Origin of the sequence: Chitinophaga oryziterrae (assembly GCF_009758125.1) — a bacterium.
Taxonomy (GTDB): Bacteria; Bacteroidota; Bacteroidia; order Chitinophagales; family Chitinophagaceae; genus Chitinophaga; species Chitinophaga oryziterrae.
In genome coordinates this window covers 32,814-48,723 of the sequence record NZ_WRXO01000003.1, presented here as the reverse complement: position 1 = coordinate 48,723, position 15,910 = coordinate 32,814, and the positions used below count along the sequence as shown (strand labels likewise).

The following is a 15,910-nucleotide window of genomic DNA, read 5'->3' as shown; positions in this document are numbered from 1 at the left end:
TATAGTAATCCTACGTTCATCCTACGTCCGGAACGTAGGATGAACGTAGGATCTGACTTATCAGACCGGTTTTCGGGTACAACTTATCAAGTATGTTTTACATAACTTAATAATACATTTCCGTTAGCGAATGCTCTTGTTTGGATAAGTTTCACGGGCAGGGAACTATCAAACATTGTTCTTCCTTTCCCGAGTATAAAGGGATTTACTACCAGTTGGTATTCATCAATTAATCCTTCTTTAGTCAGTTGTGAAACAATAGATCCACTTCCTAAAATGGTGATGTTATTTCCCGGTTCATTTTTTATCCTTTGTATGTCGGCTATATCATGTATCAGTGCTGTATTTTCCCAGCTAACTTTATCCAGCGTATTTGAGACCACTATCTTTTGTAGCTTATTCATGCGCTTTGCCAGTTCCGGATTTTGTTCTGCAGCCATTGGTGTTGGCCAGTAGCCCGCCATCATCTCGTAAGTGATCCTGCCGAATAGGAGTACGCTCTCACCTTTTGCATTACCGTTAACAAAAGCATCCCATTCGGGATCATTGCTCCTGTTATAAGCCCAGCTCATATCTCCGTTTGCGTCTGTAAAGTAACCATCAAGCGTTATATTATTGAAAACAGTTATTTTTCTCATGTTGTCTTCTTTTTAATTAACATAAAAGTAGTCAACTTGTTAATAGAACATGGGGCGTGGAAGGGACATTAAGAGGGGGTGTTTATGCGAATTTTTTATACAATTTCTTTGCCGCATCCTTCAATATAGGACCACCATGGCCAAATACCGCTTTCTCAAAATTGAATGAGGCTGCTCTTAAGATGCTTTCCCTGCCTTGTTTAATATCTTCATATAAAGTGCTGTATGCCAGTCCGGTTACATTTGCGCAAATATCAGCAGCAATTAAAACGTCTTTTATCAACAGAGAGATATGCCCGTCACTATGACCAGGTGTATGAATAACCCGCATATCATCTATCATGTCCCCATCTTTTACTTTTACATCAATAAAAAGAGGATCAATACTATTACCTGCTTTTTTAATAATCAACTGATATACCAACCAGTTAATAATACCCGGCGTAAGATGCATCCTGCCTCCTCCTATTCCATCTTCTATCAGTATAGCATCCTGTTCATGTGCATATACAGGTACTTTCAGAATAGCTTTTAATTCGGCAGCACTACCGGTATGATCCGGGTGACAATGTGTAAGAATAATACGTTTAATATCATGAGGCTCCTTACCTGCTTTTGTCAGTGCTGAGAAAATCTTTTCTGTACTTCCTTTAAAACCGGTATCTATCAAAGTATCTCCCACTAAGAAAACATTTACGCTTCCGAGGTTTATCTGAAAAATATCATTTGAGATCTGTTTCATATTACAACGATGGAGATTTACAGTATGCGGGTATTGCAAATACTGTTATTTAATAACTTCCACTCGCTCCTCCACCACCGCCGGAACCTCCTCCGAAATTAAACTGGTCTCCTTGCGGAGCCTGCTGATTAAAGGATTGTGCAATGATGACAGCTTCCAGCTGGATGGCGTCTGTTTTATCATCGTCGGTTTGTTCTGAGGTGAATCCATTGCGGGATGGGAGTAGTAGTCTGGTAATACCATATGCCAGTGCAATAAGGATGATACCGCCCAGTGTCATGGCCACTTCGATGGGCGCTACGCTATGGTAAGAACGGATCGTAAATACGATAGCGGCAACAAGAAAGAGGCCGGTACGGATCAGGATGCTGTCCTTTTTACGGATACCCGCGAATATGTAAATGGGTGGTATTATTACCGTAAAGATCCAGAAGATCCATGCACCGGGGATAGATTGACCCGGTTTTAAATCCAGCTCAAATAACGCGTTACTGGCCTCTCTTACTACAAAGTAGTTACCTCCCAGGTAAAGCGTAATAAGAGAAAGAATCTCTATCATTTTCAGACAACTGGTATAATGCCTGTAGGTATGTATGGTAGTGAGCTTACGCGATAACAGGTAAATAACCAGTGATACGCCCATCAGCATAAAGGGAATGACCATACGACCCGCATGCATGAAGAGGGAGAATAATAATGTAAGGAAAGCAAGGTAGGCAACAATGCTCATCGATACATCTGCAAAACGGAGTACGAACAGCATTGCCAGGAGTAACACCAGCAAGCTTATACCGGATAAACTAATATGTGTGTCCGTAAAGACAATAGCAGCGCCGATGACTGCCGCTCCACTCATCCACATCAGTGCAGCATCTACGCCTGATTTATAATGTTTCTTTTCGTTTACCATGAATTCAATGGCACCGTAAAGACAAGCACCAAAGAAAAGAGTGAGTCCTGCAATGGCTTTTTCTCCGCCAGCCATAAATAACAGGCAGAAAAGACCAAAGGAGAAAAAGACGACCACCAGGGTTAGTATAAATAGTCCAAACCTCATGTAGATATTAGGCGTATAAAGATCTACAGGGTAAGCAGTTTTTATCTGCTGAAATTCATCTGCTGTAATACAGGTCTTATCCAGGGCTCTTTCCGCTGCTTCAACTACGGCAAGGTTATCGAGTGTTTTACTTTTATAGGAGATCATGCTTTTTTCAATTTTTTGCTGGTGTTCATAAGGAATATAACAGCGCCTATGCCGGAGCCTATAAAATAAAGCAGTCCGGCATAAAATGCTTCTACGCTGTTCGCTGCGACCAGCAGTCTTACCACCACATAACTCACTCCGATATATCCGTATAATGCCACAATAAGCAGGAAATAAAAGGAACGTTTCTTTAACGCCTGTGTATAGAAGAATGTAGTAGCTCCTGCCAGTAACAGGAACCAGAGCATGTAACTGTTGTCCGGCTCATAGGAATCCCCTAAGCCGCCGCCCATTAATCCTGCCAAACAGGCGATCATGAAAACATGTACCCCGAAATTGCTGTATGTAAATGCAAAATGCTTCTTACGGTCGAGACGATCTCCCATGTATGCCACGAACACCAGTAACAAGCCAACGAAAATACCTGTGTAAATGATCCGCTGACTGGAGAAGTCATTGGCAGACAAGAGGCGCATAGGGGTTACCGTTAGTCCCAGCCAGGCTGCGAAGTTGGTAATCGCCATACTCAATATCCCCAGGTGATCGAAGTAATAGGCACTGAACAGCAATACCAGCATCGGGAAGAAAGTGGCCGCTCCATACCGCGTACCAAATACATTGTATTGTACCTGCAAATAAGTGATGAACGAGAGGAAAGTAAGACAACCCAGTAACAGCACATAATCAAAGAAGCCGTTGGGCGCTGCTACCCTGTTCCATGAGAATGGTAACTTCTGCTTAAAACAGTAGAAGAAACAGCCTGCACATACCAGTGCGATCATGGCCAGTATAGCCTGATGCCCGATCGTATCAATATTCTTGTAGATTAATATGCCCAATCCTCCGCTTAACAGCAATACGCCGAGGTACAGGATGGTTTTCAGTTCCCAATGTAAAGAGAACAACTTGTTCCGGGAAAGTATACGTACTTTCTCTGTAGAATCGGGGGAAATCAAGCCTTCATTTTGAAGCTTTTCAAACAAATGTATATCCATGACCGCGAAAAATATAACATTTATTTTACTTTAACTACTCATTGGCTTAAAATGTTCATTCCCAAACAGATAAAAGATTGTCACTTATGTTTATCCAGCCATTCCTTCATTTGTTGCAACACTTCCTGAGCGAAATCTTCTTTCAGGGTAGCTGGTTCCTGCATAGTACAGGTGACGCAATGCTGGAAAAGGTGGTTCAGTCCTTTAGCTGTTATCACCTGCACATGTTTTACATACTTCCGGTAATTGCCTAAGTTCTGTGCAGCATCTACCATAATATCCTTATCACCGTTAATAGCCAGTAAGGGAACCTTTACCTGCTTAAGATAAGGCACCGGATCAAACCGGATGTGGTAACGATACCACGGGCCCGTAGCCTGTCGGATATAAGATTCCAACGGAAAGAAGAAATGCCCTTTCCCTGTCTCCTGGTTCCCCTCCACTTTCATCTTTTCGTCATCCAGTACTTTCCATGCTGCATAAGCAGATCTCAGATGTTGTTCCAGATCAGGCGAATTGGCATAGGTGTATGCGGTATCAAAAAGCATGGTGTTAATAAGGTTGTGCCTGTCCTGCGACTGCTGAGAGATGCCAGCACTGCTGATAATGGCCTTATTCTGCAATTTAAGGGCTGTTAAACCGGGAGTAGCCAGTCCGGCAAGACTGATCACAAAAGCGACGTCTTTAGACTGTACAGCGGCCATATAAGCGGCAGCCCCACCTTCGCTGTGTCCTATTAAACCGATCTTACCGATCTCTTTTCTTGTTTTGAGGTAGCTGATGCCTGCGAGTACATCTTTTGCGAAATCCGCGGTAGTAGCGTTTTCGTACGTGCCGGTGGTTTCACCGGTACCGCGGTCGTCTACACGCAATACAGCATACCCGTTACTGCTTAAATAGTTAGCTATAGTAAGGAACATCTTATGCCCTGCCATAGTACCATCCCTGTCCTGTTTGCCGGTCCCGGAAACAATGATCAGTACCGGGCATTTCTTTTTAGTCTTCGGGACCGTTAAAGAAGCTCCAAACAGAATAGAGCTGTCTGCGTTATAGTAATGTACGTTTTCTGTGGTATCTTTTAAAGGCAGTAATGCCATTAATATCGCTGCAAATATCATCGTATCATCTTTTAAAAAAAGAGGAGTAGTAAATACTACCCCTCAGATTCATCACTCTTTAATTTATTTAGCCAGTTCGATCATTGTAATCATTTCATCAGCCAGTCCGCTTGGACTGCCCTTATAGCCTACTGCTGCAAAACGGATATTCCCTTTTCCGTCTATCACTACTTTAAAAGGGATACCGGAAGTTTTGATCAGTGTAGCATATGCTTTGTAAAACTCATCTCCGTTATCGAATAATACCTGGAAAGGATACTTCTTTTCTTTTATAAATGTCTTCACTTTTTCTTTGTATTCAGGATCACGTTCCTGTGTATCTACAAAGTAGAAAACTACATTGCTGTCATTCTTAAAATGCTCCTGCGCCATCTGCATACCAGGCATACCCGCTTTACAAGGGGCACACCAGGTAGCCCAGAAATCAAGTACTACCACCTTCCCTGCCTGTGCAGACAATGAAACGTCTTTACCTTTCAGATCTTTGAGCGTAAATGGAGCAGCCGGTGTACTGATCATCTCCTCCTTTACATGCTCCTTCATCAGTTTCATCGTATTCGCATCTTTCATAGAAGCGAGATAGGCATCAAAGCCTTCGCTTTTCCCATATTCCTTCTTCAGCATATCCAGCACTACAACAGAAGCCTGGTTCAGACGTACGCTATTATGTAAGACTTCAGACAATTCCTTCTTTTTACCTGCTCTCTGTAATAAGGTAGCCTGTAATTCATTCAGCGTCGCATTACTGTACTGCAATAGCTGCTGCGCATATGTAGCCAGTTCCAGCGCTTCTTTATCCCTGCCTGTTTCTTTTAAGATGCTGGCATGTGCGATGTAATTCCTGATAAACATTTTATCAGTGTACTCACTCCATTCCTCCGGTGAGTAATACCAGTATTCTTCCGGTTTTGTTTTCCTCAACTGATAAAAGCGGTCCATAATAAGCTGAGAAAAAGGATACGCTACCTTTGCAGACATTGTTTTCCAGTCATCATAAGGGATCTCCACCATTTTGTAATACGCCAGTGCCAGTGTAACCAGCGAGCTATTGCCAACGTATGTTCTTAACACAGTTGTATCCTGATTCGCAATACTGATGGAAAATATGTCGCGATATACTTTATTGTAATCAATATCTGCCGCCTGGTCCAACGCATATGAAGCGGGGAAGTCTTTCACAAACTGCTTCCATAAAAGCACCTTTTTAGCAGGATCTTTTTCTGCTGACGCGGTCTTATAGGCTGCTTTCTTTTGCAGGATACCGTTTGGATAACGTTGTTGCATTACAGCACGTAGAGAATCTGCGACTGCCGGTTCCTTCATGTATTTCTCATATACCTCTGCTGTTGTATACAGTTCTTTTTCTGTTGCATCCGGCAGATGCAGCAGGTAAGAAGCCGCTTTACGAAGAGAAGGCACCGTTGAAGGATCACCATTGCTCAGTTTCTCCATGTTAGCCAGGGAACGGATATATATCTCAGCCAATGGCCTCCCGGCTCCATGGAACCGGGCCACTTCATTACCTATCCAGAAATAAACAGCGGTATCGCTGATATTATATGCCTGGAAATAGTTGGGTATGCCCATTTCATAGCGGGTGGCCCTTAAGAGGCAGTAACCGGCATAGGTAGATGCACCCTGTACGTTACCCGGAAAATATAACATCCGGTAATACCCACTGTCCCTGTTATTATCCGTTACCTCGCCTGCCCTGAACTTAAAAGCAACAAAACCAACGGCAGGCGGTAATTGCAGGGTGGCCTTATACTCCTTGTCCAGTGGTATATCTGCCACTGACCAGTGATAGGTAGTATCGTAATAATAGGCTACTGCCTTCACCGGTTTACCGGTTGCCAGCATGGCGCTATCAGGATAATAGTTCAATGTTATCCGTTGTCCTCTTTCCGGCCTGTCCGGCATCATGATCAGGTTCTTCTCTGTCTGCGCGCTGGCGAGGTTTCCTGCACTTATCGCAATTGCCAGGAAGATGATTCTGCTGAATGTCATTATTTATGGATTTTGTACTATTTCCGGGTTATAGCCGATGTAGTATTGTCCTATCGGGAATACATACCTGTTGCTGTTCGGGTCTAGTGTGTAAGTAACGCCCTGCCAGGTACGGGCGTAAGTACGGCTGAATAAAGGGTCATTTTTCAGACGGCGCTGATCATACCAGGGAAGATGGCGGCAAAAGAATTCACGGCGGCGTTCATTGATCACCTGCACCAGTGCGTCATTTGCGTCAGTGGCAGTTAATGCGATATAGTCTGCTGCTTTGAAACGTTTCGTCCTTAACTGGTTTACTATATCAATAGCAGTACCTGCATTGCCACTACGAGCCAGGCTTTCTGCTTTTATCAGCATCATTTCAGGCACGGACGTACCGATGTTACGTGTTTCATACGTAGATCTTTCAAGTGCAAAGAAACGACCGGTATAACCGTTGCCAAGGTTAGTAGCAGCATCAGCAGTGAAAAGTACATAACGCATATCTGTTGTGCCTAACAGATTAAGCAATTCATCTCCCAATTTTAAAGTAGTGGGTGAGTAAGCAAAAGAAGTATAGGCTATCTTACCAAAAATGATCTCAGGATTTTTCAGTTTTGTAGGGTAACTACTGATAGTACCCAGGTCATTCAATCCGGATTGTAATAACAAGGCGCTGTCTGCATACAACCCTGCGTTGGTATAATTACCCATGAACAGGTACAGGCGTGCCAGTAAGGAATAGGCCGCTGCCTTATCGGGCAGTGTATTATAAGCGCTGAACTTTGGCAAAGCGATAAGCGCGTTTTTCAGGTCTGCTTCCAGCCGGTTGTATATGGTAGCTACGGTAGCACGGTCCAGTTTAGCATCCAGACTGGGGGTTAATAATAACGGTACTCCCAGGTCTGAAGAAGCAGTGGCAGCATTATATGGTTTTGCATATTCATTCACCAGGTTCAGATAAGCATCTGCACGATGTACCAGGGCCTCTGCCATCAGTTCATTCTTCACTGAATCTGTGCTACCTGTGCTGGAAGGCACTTCTGCAATGATCGTATTACAGTTGTAGATACGACTGTAATACGTATCCCAGTCCTGATCCCTGTCGATAGCTGTTGCATAAATAGGCGATTGCCAGTTATAACAGTTCTTAAAAAAAGTATAGTAGCTATTGCCTGCAATACCAGCCTGCTGAATGCTGTCCGTAATATTAACATCCGCAGTGGCGATATCAGGTAGCTGACCGCCTCCTTCAAATGTACTTGTACTGTTCAGCAGATACCTGTAGTTGATGGTTTGTTTTGGTATCAGGCTGCCCTGAGTCTTTATATCTGTGTATTTGCTGCATCCTGCTGTAAGTATCAGTAGTAAAACAGCTATATATTTAGTGTTCATGCTTTTTTTATTTAAAAGGTCACATTTACCATCAGGTTGTACTGTACTGTTGGCGGCATATGCATTGCTATGCTCAGGTTCGGCAGGAAATCAGGATCTATGCCTACTTTATTCTTTTTCCAGATTAATCCAAGGTTTCGTACAGTACCATTTACCCGCACATTTTTAGCCAGTATTTTTCCCGCGATGCTTTTAGGCATATCATAACTCAGTGATATTTCACGCAGTCGGATATAATCTCCCGGCTGTACATTCAGGTCTGAATAGGCATAGCGAAAAGTGCTGAGAGCTGCGTATGTACCACTTACGCCGGGTACATTGGTAGTGGCTTCATCTCCCGGCTTTTGCCAGCGTTGGGCAATGTCTGCATTCAAATTGTAATCAAAGCGCCTGGTGCTTGGATAAGATGCTACAGTAGGTTTCATGAACACACTCCCAAAACTGTAAGTTGTTAATATAAATAATGACAACTGATGGTAACGGAAAGTATTGGTGAAAGACCCGTAATAAGGAGCAGTAGAACGCCCTGCATATTTTATGGCACCGATATTGGTTACCGGCTGGTTAGCCTTCAGTTTTTTACCATCCTGGTCATACACCTGTGTAAGACCGGTACTGTCTAATCCGGCGAATTTATATGCCCATATTGCATCTACAGGATAATTCTTTATCAATCCACCACTTAAACTCGAAAAGAAGGAGGTGGTAGCTTTAAACCTGTTATCTGTAATTTTATTGCTGTTGTACGAGAAGTTCAATCCCATATTCCATCCGTATGATTTATTATCGATGATGGCCCCATTCAATCCTAAATCAATACCATTATTTGACAGTGTTGCCCCGTTTAATGATAACATGCTACTATTAATACCAGTATAGGTAGGATTCACATCAAATGAAGAAATCAGATCTTTTCCTCTTTTGGTATATACATCAATACTACCGCCAATACGACCATTCAGCAACGAATAATCAACCCCTGCATTAAATACGCCTGTTTTCTCCCATCTTAATGCCGGATTAGCAACGGAGGTTATAGACGCATAAGGAAGACCGGTCTGCCAATCAGAAGAACCTACACTTATATTTGTGAAAGGCATGACTTCCTGGTTAATATTCCCGTTAATACCATAGGTAACACGCAGGGTGAGGTTATTAACCCAGCTGACAGGCTGCATAAACTGTTCCCTGCTGATATTCCAGCTTACACCGGAAGACCAGAAAGGTTTAGCACGATATTTTCTATCCAGACCGAAATTATTATAATCATCATACCTTACACTTCCTGATAATGTGTAACGTCCCATCAGCGTGTAAGCAGCATTACCATAATAAGAAAGGAAGCGTTTGACCTTATCTGTTTGTGAAGGGGCTCCATATAAAGAACCTACACTATAATTATAAGTACTGTAGAACACACCATACGCTGGCGTCTGACTTAAACCGGTGGCTAAATTATATCCCCAGAGTGTGGACAGGTTCTGGCTGATCATTGTCTGACGGGTTTCCATACCAGCCAGGGCATTCAGTTCATGGATCTTCCCGATTTTACCGTTATAGGTAAGCTGGCCACGTGCGCTGTAATTATTAGAAGAAGAATTATTAAGACTGAATATACCCCCTTTAGGAACACCGGTTACCAGGTTACCACCTGATATAGTAGTCCCGGTATTGTAAAGGTTCCTGTTAGTGAAAGTACTATCCCCATAATAATAGCGGGAACTATAATAGCTGCGTTCCATTGCATAAGCAGCCGTAAAAGCCAATCCTTTGTAGATAGGAATATTCAGGTTTAATGTTCCTGTATAGTTATTATCATGTGTACTATTGTCAGACATCGTTAATTCATCCAGGTAGCTGTAGCCCCAGTTCTGGTAACCAAGCGATTGTAATGAATCAGCATAATGCTTACCTGTTGTATAATAAAACCTGTTATGAATATCATTATAAGGCATAAATGTTCTGCCACCGCTCATCAGCGCCCCCATCCCTATACCATTTGCCGTATAATTAAAAAAGGATGCCTTTAAACTCGCGGACAGTGTAATCTTCCTGATTATTTTAAATTCCTGGTTAGCGGTGAGGGTCATTCTTTCTCCGGAACTTCCTTTTGTACTGGGCATTTCTTTGGAATAAGAACCAGAGAGGAAATAGGTGTGTACCTCACTTCCACCACTTACAGACAGGTTATAAGACTGACTGGTAGCACGCTGCATCAGATATTTTGTAATCTGTCCGTAGTTATTAACAGCACTCATCTGCGCTACCTTTGCATCATATTCCGCCTGTGAAATCCTGCCTGATTTTAATTGAAAAGCAAGATCTATTCCATCACTGGCATAACTCTTTACACCAGATGTATATTGGTTATAGATAGATGCCAGTGCAATTCCTTTATCCACCAGTTCTTTTTCGTAGGCCAGTTCCTGTGAGGAGTTCATTAATTTCAGGTATCCGATATCGGGTTTGTCCTGTGTGCTGAATCCTACTGATACATTTACTACCGGCATGCGGGTACGTCCTTTCTTTGTTTCTATCACAATTACACCGTTAGCAGCACGCGCACCCCATATAGAAGCTGCTGCGGCATCCCGCAGGAAAGTGATCTGAGCAATATCGTTTGGGTTAAATGTTTTCATGTCCAGTTCTGTAGGAAAACCATCTACAACTACCAGCGGGGTCCTTTCACTTCTAATGGTACTGATACCTCTTATGTTCAGGTTGTAATCGTTGGCACCGATTGTTCTTGTATTACTGGACGAAGCGGGTGTAACGTTGTCATATACAAAGCTGTTATCACCGGAAGTTATTTTCATCTGCAAACCGGGAACAAGACCTTCCAGTCGCTGTATAACATTGGCAGTAGGGATTTTCTCCAGTTCTTTGCTGGTCACTACGCCAAAGGAACCAGTGGCACGTTCTTTAGGAAGATTTGCATAACCGGTGGATACTACTTCTACCGGTTTCAGGTAACCTGTTTTATCTTTTAATGCTACCTGGTAATATACGACCCTGTTGATGGCTATCTGCTGGCTTTCATATGCCACACATGATATCTGCAATGTTTTTGTAGTAACAGGGATTTTGATTTCAAATTCACCACGGGAGTTCGTTATTACCATGTTTCGTGTACCGGGAACCATTACGGTAGCAGCGGATACAGGCGCCAGGGATTCGTCAGTTACTATGCCCATTACCATGCGGATCTGTGGAGTAGTATCTGTTAAATTGTATGAAGGAGTACTGGCTGCAGGTAATTTCCCGGAAGCTGCTTCTTCGGGAGGAGCAGCTTCTGCGGGTATTACATGGTTGGTATTTGAATCTTTTGATTTAGCTGGCTGTTTACCATAAATAGCATACTGTGTGGCACCTAACTTTTTAAAATGCAGGTTAAATGGTTTCAGTACAGCAGATAAATAATCTTCTACTTTTTTGAAACTGCCGTCAACTGTAGTATTTACTCTTTTGTTGGAGACCAGTTCATCTTCATAGATAAAGGAAACATTAAATTGTTTTGATGCAATATTTAAAGCATCCTTCAATGTTTGTGTTGGTTGATTTTGGTCGATTACGGCAGCAAACATCTGCAAGCTGCTGCAAAGCAGCAGGCAACAGAAGGCCGCAATCCTTTTCAGATTGATCATGCCCAGAGCATTTTAAATTACAAATAATAGAACCTGTCCCTCTTAGTTGGTAGTTACAATAATGGTTGATCCCTGTTGCGTAACATTTGCATCCAGAATAATGGCTAATGCGTCCATCAGCACCTGTTTATCTTTCATATCAATCTCACCGCTTATTTTCTTTTGCAGCAGTGAGGAATCGCTGAGTTGTACATTATATCCCCAATCATCTTCCAGCATTTCAAAGAATGCAGATACCTGCACCTGGTCCAGTTGCAGTTTTTGCTGCTGCCAGCTGGTGTAATTGCTCACCGGCACCTGTTTTTTTACAAGATCTTTCTTGCTGTATAAAGCCATATCTCCCGGCGCTGATAACAACAACTGTTTATCTTTGTCCGTTACCAATACCTTTCCACTGTTCAATACTACAGATGTCGTTCCGCGTCTGCTGCGGATATTAAAAGAAGTACCTAATACATTAATATCGATCTCTTCACTATGCACTTTAAAGCCGTCCGGATTTAAATGTTTTACATTAAAGAATGCCTCTCCGTTGATCCACACTTCTCTCTTGTTCCAGTTTCTGCTATAGCGGATACTGGAGTTGCCATTGAGGGTTACTTCAGAGCTATCCGGCAATATTAATTTCTTTACTTCTCCAAAACGGGAAGCGATCTCTATATTATTATTCGTATGGGTACGGAAGATCATCCAGGTAGCGACAATGGCCAATATGAATATAGCTGCGGCTTTCCAGATGATATTTAATCTTACTACAGGCCCTGGTTTGATCTCTTTATAAATATTCTCCCATAACATGGCCGGTTTTTCTTTCACCACGTACATGGTACTGGCGATGGCAGCTGCTCTGGTTACGTCCGCTGCTTTCTCGGGGTAAGTGTTTTTAAACTCCTCCCAGAAAGCGGTATTTGTTGCATCAGGGAACCTTACCCACTCCAGGAAATAAGGTGCCGTCAGCAACTGATGCATGGTATAATTGGAATAGTTATGAACGGAGTGTGTCATATTAAATGCGCTGTTCTGTATATAAAAGATGGCAGGGGACAGAAAGTGCCCCATGATTTTAAATTATTTTTAAAATAAACAGGATGGACATGATTTCCTTTAAGGCGGCCAATGCCCGGGAGGTTAATTTATAGGTAGCCCTTACCTGCATATTCATGATACCGGCTATTTCTTCGAAGGAGAGCCCTTCAAAGAAGCGGAAATATATAATTTCCCGTTGACGGGCGGTCAGCTGGCCCAGGGCATCCTTTACCTGTTTAGACAGCAAGGCGTACTCCTCTCCTGCTATCAGTTGTTTGTCAAAACCTACTTCAAAAGAGAACTCCAGGGTTTCGTCCGTATAAGTGGTGTTTGCCCTTTCTTTGATTAATCTTAATAACTGGTTGCGGAAAGATTTAAGGAGATAGTAGTTAAAGCCTTTATCAGCGGAGATGGAAGTGCGGTACTTCCAGAGAGAGATGAATGTTTCCTGGATAGCGTCCTGTACCAGGTGAATATCCGTGGTAAATTTCTTACCATAGTTGTACAGCAACTCATTATACTGTGTATATAATGCTTCCAGGCTTTGTACATTGCCTCTTTTTAATCCGTCCCATAAAGATTGTTCACCTGACAATACGATTGTTTTGTTTAACCCTATAAATGTACTATACATTTAAATATAACCAAAAGTGGACCTATATGACAAAATATTTATTGCTAAAATTTTTAACAACAAATATTTTGTCAGCGTATAAATACGCATTTTTTCTTTTGCAACGGATTGCAAATCAACATTTATTTTTTTTGTAACTGATGATGTTCTAACTTTAAGACGGAACGAGCATGCATGCAATTCCTAAACGTTATGTGATTATTTATTCACCCCCCAAATTTTCTGACTCGCTAGTCTGGACTTACCCAATTTATTGAACCTGTTAAATCTCCAATTGTCGAAGGACACGAAGAAGAATCCTATTTCATATTTAATTCACTCCAAAACACCACATTCAACATGTCCAATCTGAAAATCACGGACCTGGTAGCCGATCTTAAAAAGGCTAACACCCAATGGCAGGCGAGAGAAACACCCGTTTCAGTGCTGCCTGAGCCACAGCAATTAGCAATGCTGGGCGTAATTGTTAATAAGGCAGAACTGGCTTCCGTTATGAAACCCATTGCGGGCGCGGCTCCCATCCCAGCTACGTTTGCACCGGCTGTTGACTGGCGGAACCATAACGGGAATCATATTACTCCCGTTAAAGATCAGGGCGGCTGCGGTTCATGTGTATCTTTCTGCACCACTTCCGTAACAGAAGCAATGGCTTCTATTGAACTGGGACAACTACTGGACCTTTCTGAAGCAGACCTGCACTTCTGCTCCTCACATGGCGCCAATTGCGGCGGATGGTGGCCTACAGATGCATTTGCACAGATCAAAACCCGCGGTATTCCTGATGAACCTTGTTTCCCGTATAATACTGCTTTCCCGGGCAATAATATCTGGCAATCTCCTCCTCATTGCACCGTAGGACCCAACCGCGATGCAAGAGCCGTGAAGATCACGAACTCTACTACGATCGCTGATATAACAGCCCGTAAAAACTATATTTCAAATAATGGTCCCTGCTCTGCAGTGATGCATGTATACGAAGATTTCTTCTCTTATGCTGATGGCGTTTATACCCATGTAAGTGGTACAGATAAAGGCCTTCATTGCGTAACGGTGATCGGTTATTCAGAAGCTGAACATTGCTGGATCTGTAAGAACTCCTGGGGCGCCGGATGGGGCAAAGGTGGTTTCTTTAAGATCGGTTACGGACAGGCTGGTATCGATACTGAATTCCCATTCTGGACTGCCAGTGGCGTGAAATTACCTGCTCCGGCCCATGGCTGGCATGGTTATGAAAACCTGGGCGGTCAGCTTACATCAAGACCAAACGCTGTTTCCTGGGCAGCTAACCGCATTGATGTGGTTGTAAGAGGCCTGGATTCTGCTGTTTACCATAAATGGTGGAATGGCAGCTCATGGCAAGGCTGGGAATCTCTTGGCGGCCTGATTCAGGGCGCTCCTGCTATCTGCTCATGGGCAAGCGGCCGGCTGGACGTATTTGCGCTCGGCCTGAACCATCACCTGTGGCACAGATACTACCAGGGCGGATGGAGCGGATGGGAAGACCTCGGCGGTGTGCTCTCTTCTGAACCAGCCTGCGTTAGCTGGGGACCTAACCGTATCGATATCTTCGCACGCGGTATGAACTCTTCTATGTGGCACCTCTGGTATGATGGTGCATGGCATGGATGGGAAGATTTAGGCGGCATTATCACTTCAGCTCCTGCGGTGTCCTCATGGGCCAGTGGCAGACTGGATTGTTTTGCCCGCGGTACCAATAACCACCTGTTCCATAAATGGTTCGATAAAGGATGGAGCAATTGGGAAGATTTACAGTCCAGTATGATGGGAAGTCCTGCGGCACAATCGTGGGGACCTAACAGAATAGATGTATTCTATCCCGGACAAACCTACAACATGATGCACAAATGGTGGGATGGTAAGAGCTGGAGCGGAGATGAAAATCTCGGCGGCGTACTTTCCTCTGATGTGGGCGTTTGCTCATGGCAGGCAGGCAGACTCGATTGCTTTGTAGAAGGCACAGATTCTGCGATGTACCATAAATGGTATGTATAATACATTATAGGAGTAGTGACTAAAAAGCTCCGTCAGGAGCTCCGTGTTTATAGAAAATAAATTAAACAACGAACACAGACTCCGTAGGAGTCCCCTGTTATTAGTAAATTTAGGGGACTCCTGCGGAGTCAATTAAAAAAGATATAAATATTTGCTACACACACGGAGCACCTGACGGAGCTTTTAGTCATGCCCTTTATAAAACAGGTATCATATGGAAGTTGAGGTAAAAGAAATCAAGGTAGGTACATCCTTACCTATTATACTTCCCGGACTGGGTACTGCCGGTTTTCAATGGTTCTTTAAGGCAGATACGGAAGACTTTATCGACATAAAACCCTATCATTATACAGTTGACTCCATGTTGCAACAGGCAGGCAACAGCAATGATGATGTTTTTCTCATAACAGGTAAAGCTCCCGGCCTTACAAACGTAACTTTTGAACAAAGAAGGGTCTGGGAGAAAGACGGTGTGGCCATTAATACCAAAAATCTGGCCATCACAGTTGTATAAA

Annotated in this window: 12 protein-coding genes; 2 read left to right on the top strand and 10 right to left on the bottom strand. The window is 43.1% G+C overall.

Annotation, left to right across the window (positions count from 1 at the left end; all coding sequences use genetic code 11):
- Positions 1–86: 86 nt before the first annotated feature.
- The 10 genes from GO495_RS12280 to GO495_RS12235 all read right to left on the bottom strand — a co-directional run bounded on the left by GO495_RS12280 (position 87) and on the right by GO495_RS12235 (position 13,382).
- Positions 87–638 carry a dihydrofolate reductase family protein gene (locus GO495_RS12280; protein ID WP_157299989.1) on the bottom strand — a complete coding sequence of 184 codons (552 nt, stop codon included), beginning with the start codon at positions 636–638 and terminating at the stop codon, positions 87–89.
- An 82-nt stretch (positions 639–720) separates the two neighbouring features.
- A complete protein-coding gene (locus GO495_RS12275; RefSeq protein ID WP_157299988.1) occupies positions 721–1,380 on the bottom strand; it encodes an MBL fold metallo-hydrolase in 660 nt (219 codons plus the stop codon).
- Between the two features lie 49 nt (positions 1,381–1,429).
- Positions 1,430–2,584, bottom strand: coding sequence for a hypothetical protein (locus GO495_RS12270; protein ID WP_157299987.1), 1,155 nt, complete (start codon positions 2,582–2,584; stop codon positions 1,430–1,432).
- Positions 2,581–3,579 (bottom strand): DUF2157 domain-containing protein, encoded by a 999-nt coding sequence (locus GO495_RS12265; RefSeq protein ID WP_157299986.1) that lies wholly within the window; start codon positions 3,577–3,579, stop codon positions 2,581–2,583. The genes GO495_RS12270 and GO495_RS12265 overlap by 4 nt, the downstream gene beginning before the upstream one ends.
- 80 nt (positions 3,580–3,659) lie before the next feature.
- Complete coding sequence (locus GO495_RS12260) at positions 3,660–4,697, bottom strand: alpha/beta hydrolase family protein (RefSeq protein ID WP_157299985.1); 1,038 nt, start codon at positions 4,695–4,697, stop codon at positions 3,660–3,662.
- Positions 4,698–4,760: 63 nt separating this feature from the next.
- Complete coding sequence (locus GO495_RS12255; protein ID WP_157299984.1) at positions 4,761–6,704, bottom strand: TlpA disulfide reductase family protein; 1,944 nt, start codon at positions 6,702–6,704, stop codon at positions 4,761–4,763.
- A 3-nt stretch (positions 6,705–6,707) separates the two neighbouring features.
- Positions 6,708–8,078 (bottom strand): RagB/SusD family nutrient uptake outer membrane protein, encoded by a 1,371-nt coding sequence (locus tag GO495_RS12250; RefSeq protein WP_157299983.1) that lies wholly within the window; start codon positions 8,076–8,078, stop codon positions 6,708–6,710.
- Between the two features lie 11 nt (positions 8,079–8,089).
- Positions 8,090–11,722, bottom strand: a complete 3,633-nt coding sequence (locus GO495_RS12245; protein WP_157299982.1) for a SusC/RagA family TonB-linked outer membrane protein — start codon at positions 11,720–11,722, stop codon at positions 8,090–8,092.
- A 42-nt stretch (positions 11,723–11,764) separates the two neighbouring features.
- Entirely contained in the window at positions 11,765–12,781 is a 1,017-nt protein-coding gene (locus tag GO495_RS12240) for a FecR family protein (RefSeq protein ID WP_157299981.1), read from the bottom strand.
- A 4-nt stretch (positions 12,782–12,785) separates the two neighbouring features.
- A complete protein-coding gene (locus tag GO495_RS12235) occupies positions 12,786–13,382 on the bottom strand; it encodes an RNA polymerase sigma factor (RefSeq protein ID WP_157299980.1) in 597 nt (198 codons plus the stop codon).
- Positions 13,383–13,721: 339 nt separating this feature from the next.
- On the opposite strand from GO495_RS12235, the gene GO495_RS12230 reads away from it, so the two are divergent.
- Positions 13,722–15,395, top strand: coding sequence for a DUF8189 domain-containing protein (locus GO495_RS12230; protein ID WP_157299979.1), 1,674 nt, complete (start codon positions 13,722–13,724; stop codon positions 15,393–15,395).
- A gap of 214 nt (positions 15,396–15,609) precedes the next feature.
- A complete protein-coding gene (locus tag GO495_RS12225; protein WP_157299978.1) occupies positions 15,610–15,909 on the top strand; it encodes a protease inhibitor I42 family protein in 300 nt (99 codons plus the stop codon).
- The last annotated feature ends 1 nt before the right edge of the window (position 15,910 follow it).

Bases quoted from the DNA above. Each gene is read 5' to 3' on its own strand.
- GO495_RS12275 (WP_157299988.1), bottom strand. From the start codon at position 1,380: ATGAAACAGATCTCAAATGATATTTTTCAGATAAACCTCGGAAGCGTA.
- GO495_RS12265 (WP_157299986.1), bottom strand. From the start codon at position 3,579: ATGGATATACATTTGTTTGAAAAGCTTCAAAATGAAGGCTTGATTTCC.
- GO495_RS12240 (WP_157299981.1), bottom strand. From the start codon at position 12,781: ATGGGGCACTTTCTGTCCCCTGCCATCTTTTATATACAGAACAGCGCA.
- GO495_RS12250 (WP_157299983.1), bottom strand. From the start codon at position 8,078: ATGAACACTAAATATATAGCTGTTTTACTACTGATACTTACAGCAGGA.
- GO495_RS12230 (WP_157299979.1), top strand. From the start codon at position 13,722: ATGTCCAATCTGAAAATCACGGACCTGGTAGCCGATCTTAAAAAGGCT.
- GO495_RS12270 (WP_157299987.1), bottom strand. From the start codon at position 2,584: ATGATCTCCTATAAAAGTAAAACACTCGATAACCTTGCCGTAGTTGAA.
- GO495_RS12260 (WP_157299985.1), bottom strand. From the start codon at position 4,697: ATGATATTTGCAGCGATATTAATGGCATTACTGCCTTTAAAAGATACC.
- GO495_RS12235 (WP_157299980.1), bottom strand. From the start codon at position 13,382: ATGTATAGTACATTTATAGGGTTAAACAAAACAATCGTATTGTCAGGT.
- GO495_RS12245 (WP_157299982.1), bottom strand. From the start codon at position 11,722: ATGATCAATCTGAAAAGGATTGCGGCCTTCTGTTGCCTGCTGCTTTGC.
- GO495_RS12280 (WP_157299989.1), bottom strand. From the start codon at position 638: ATGAGAAAAATAACTGTTTTCAATAATATAACGCTTGATGGTTACTTT.
- GO495_RS12255 (WP_157299984.1), bottom strand. From the start codon at position 6,704: ATGACATTCAGCAGAATCATCTTCCTGGCAATTGCGATAAGTGCAGGA.
- GO495_RS12225 (WP_157299978.1), top strand. From the start codon at position 15,610: ATGGAAGTTGAGGTAAAAGAAATCAAGGTAGGTACATCCTTACCTATT.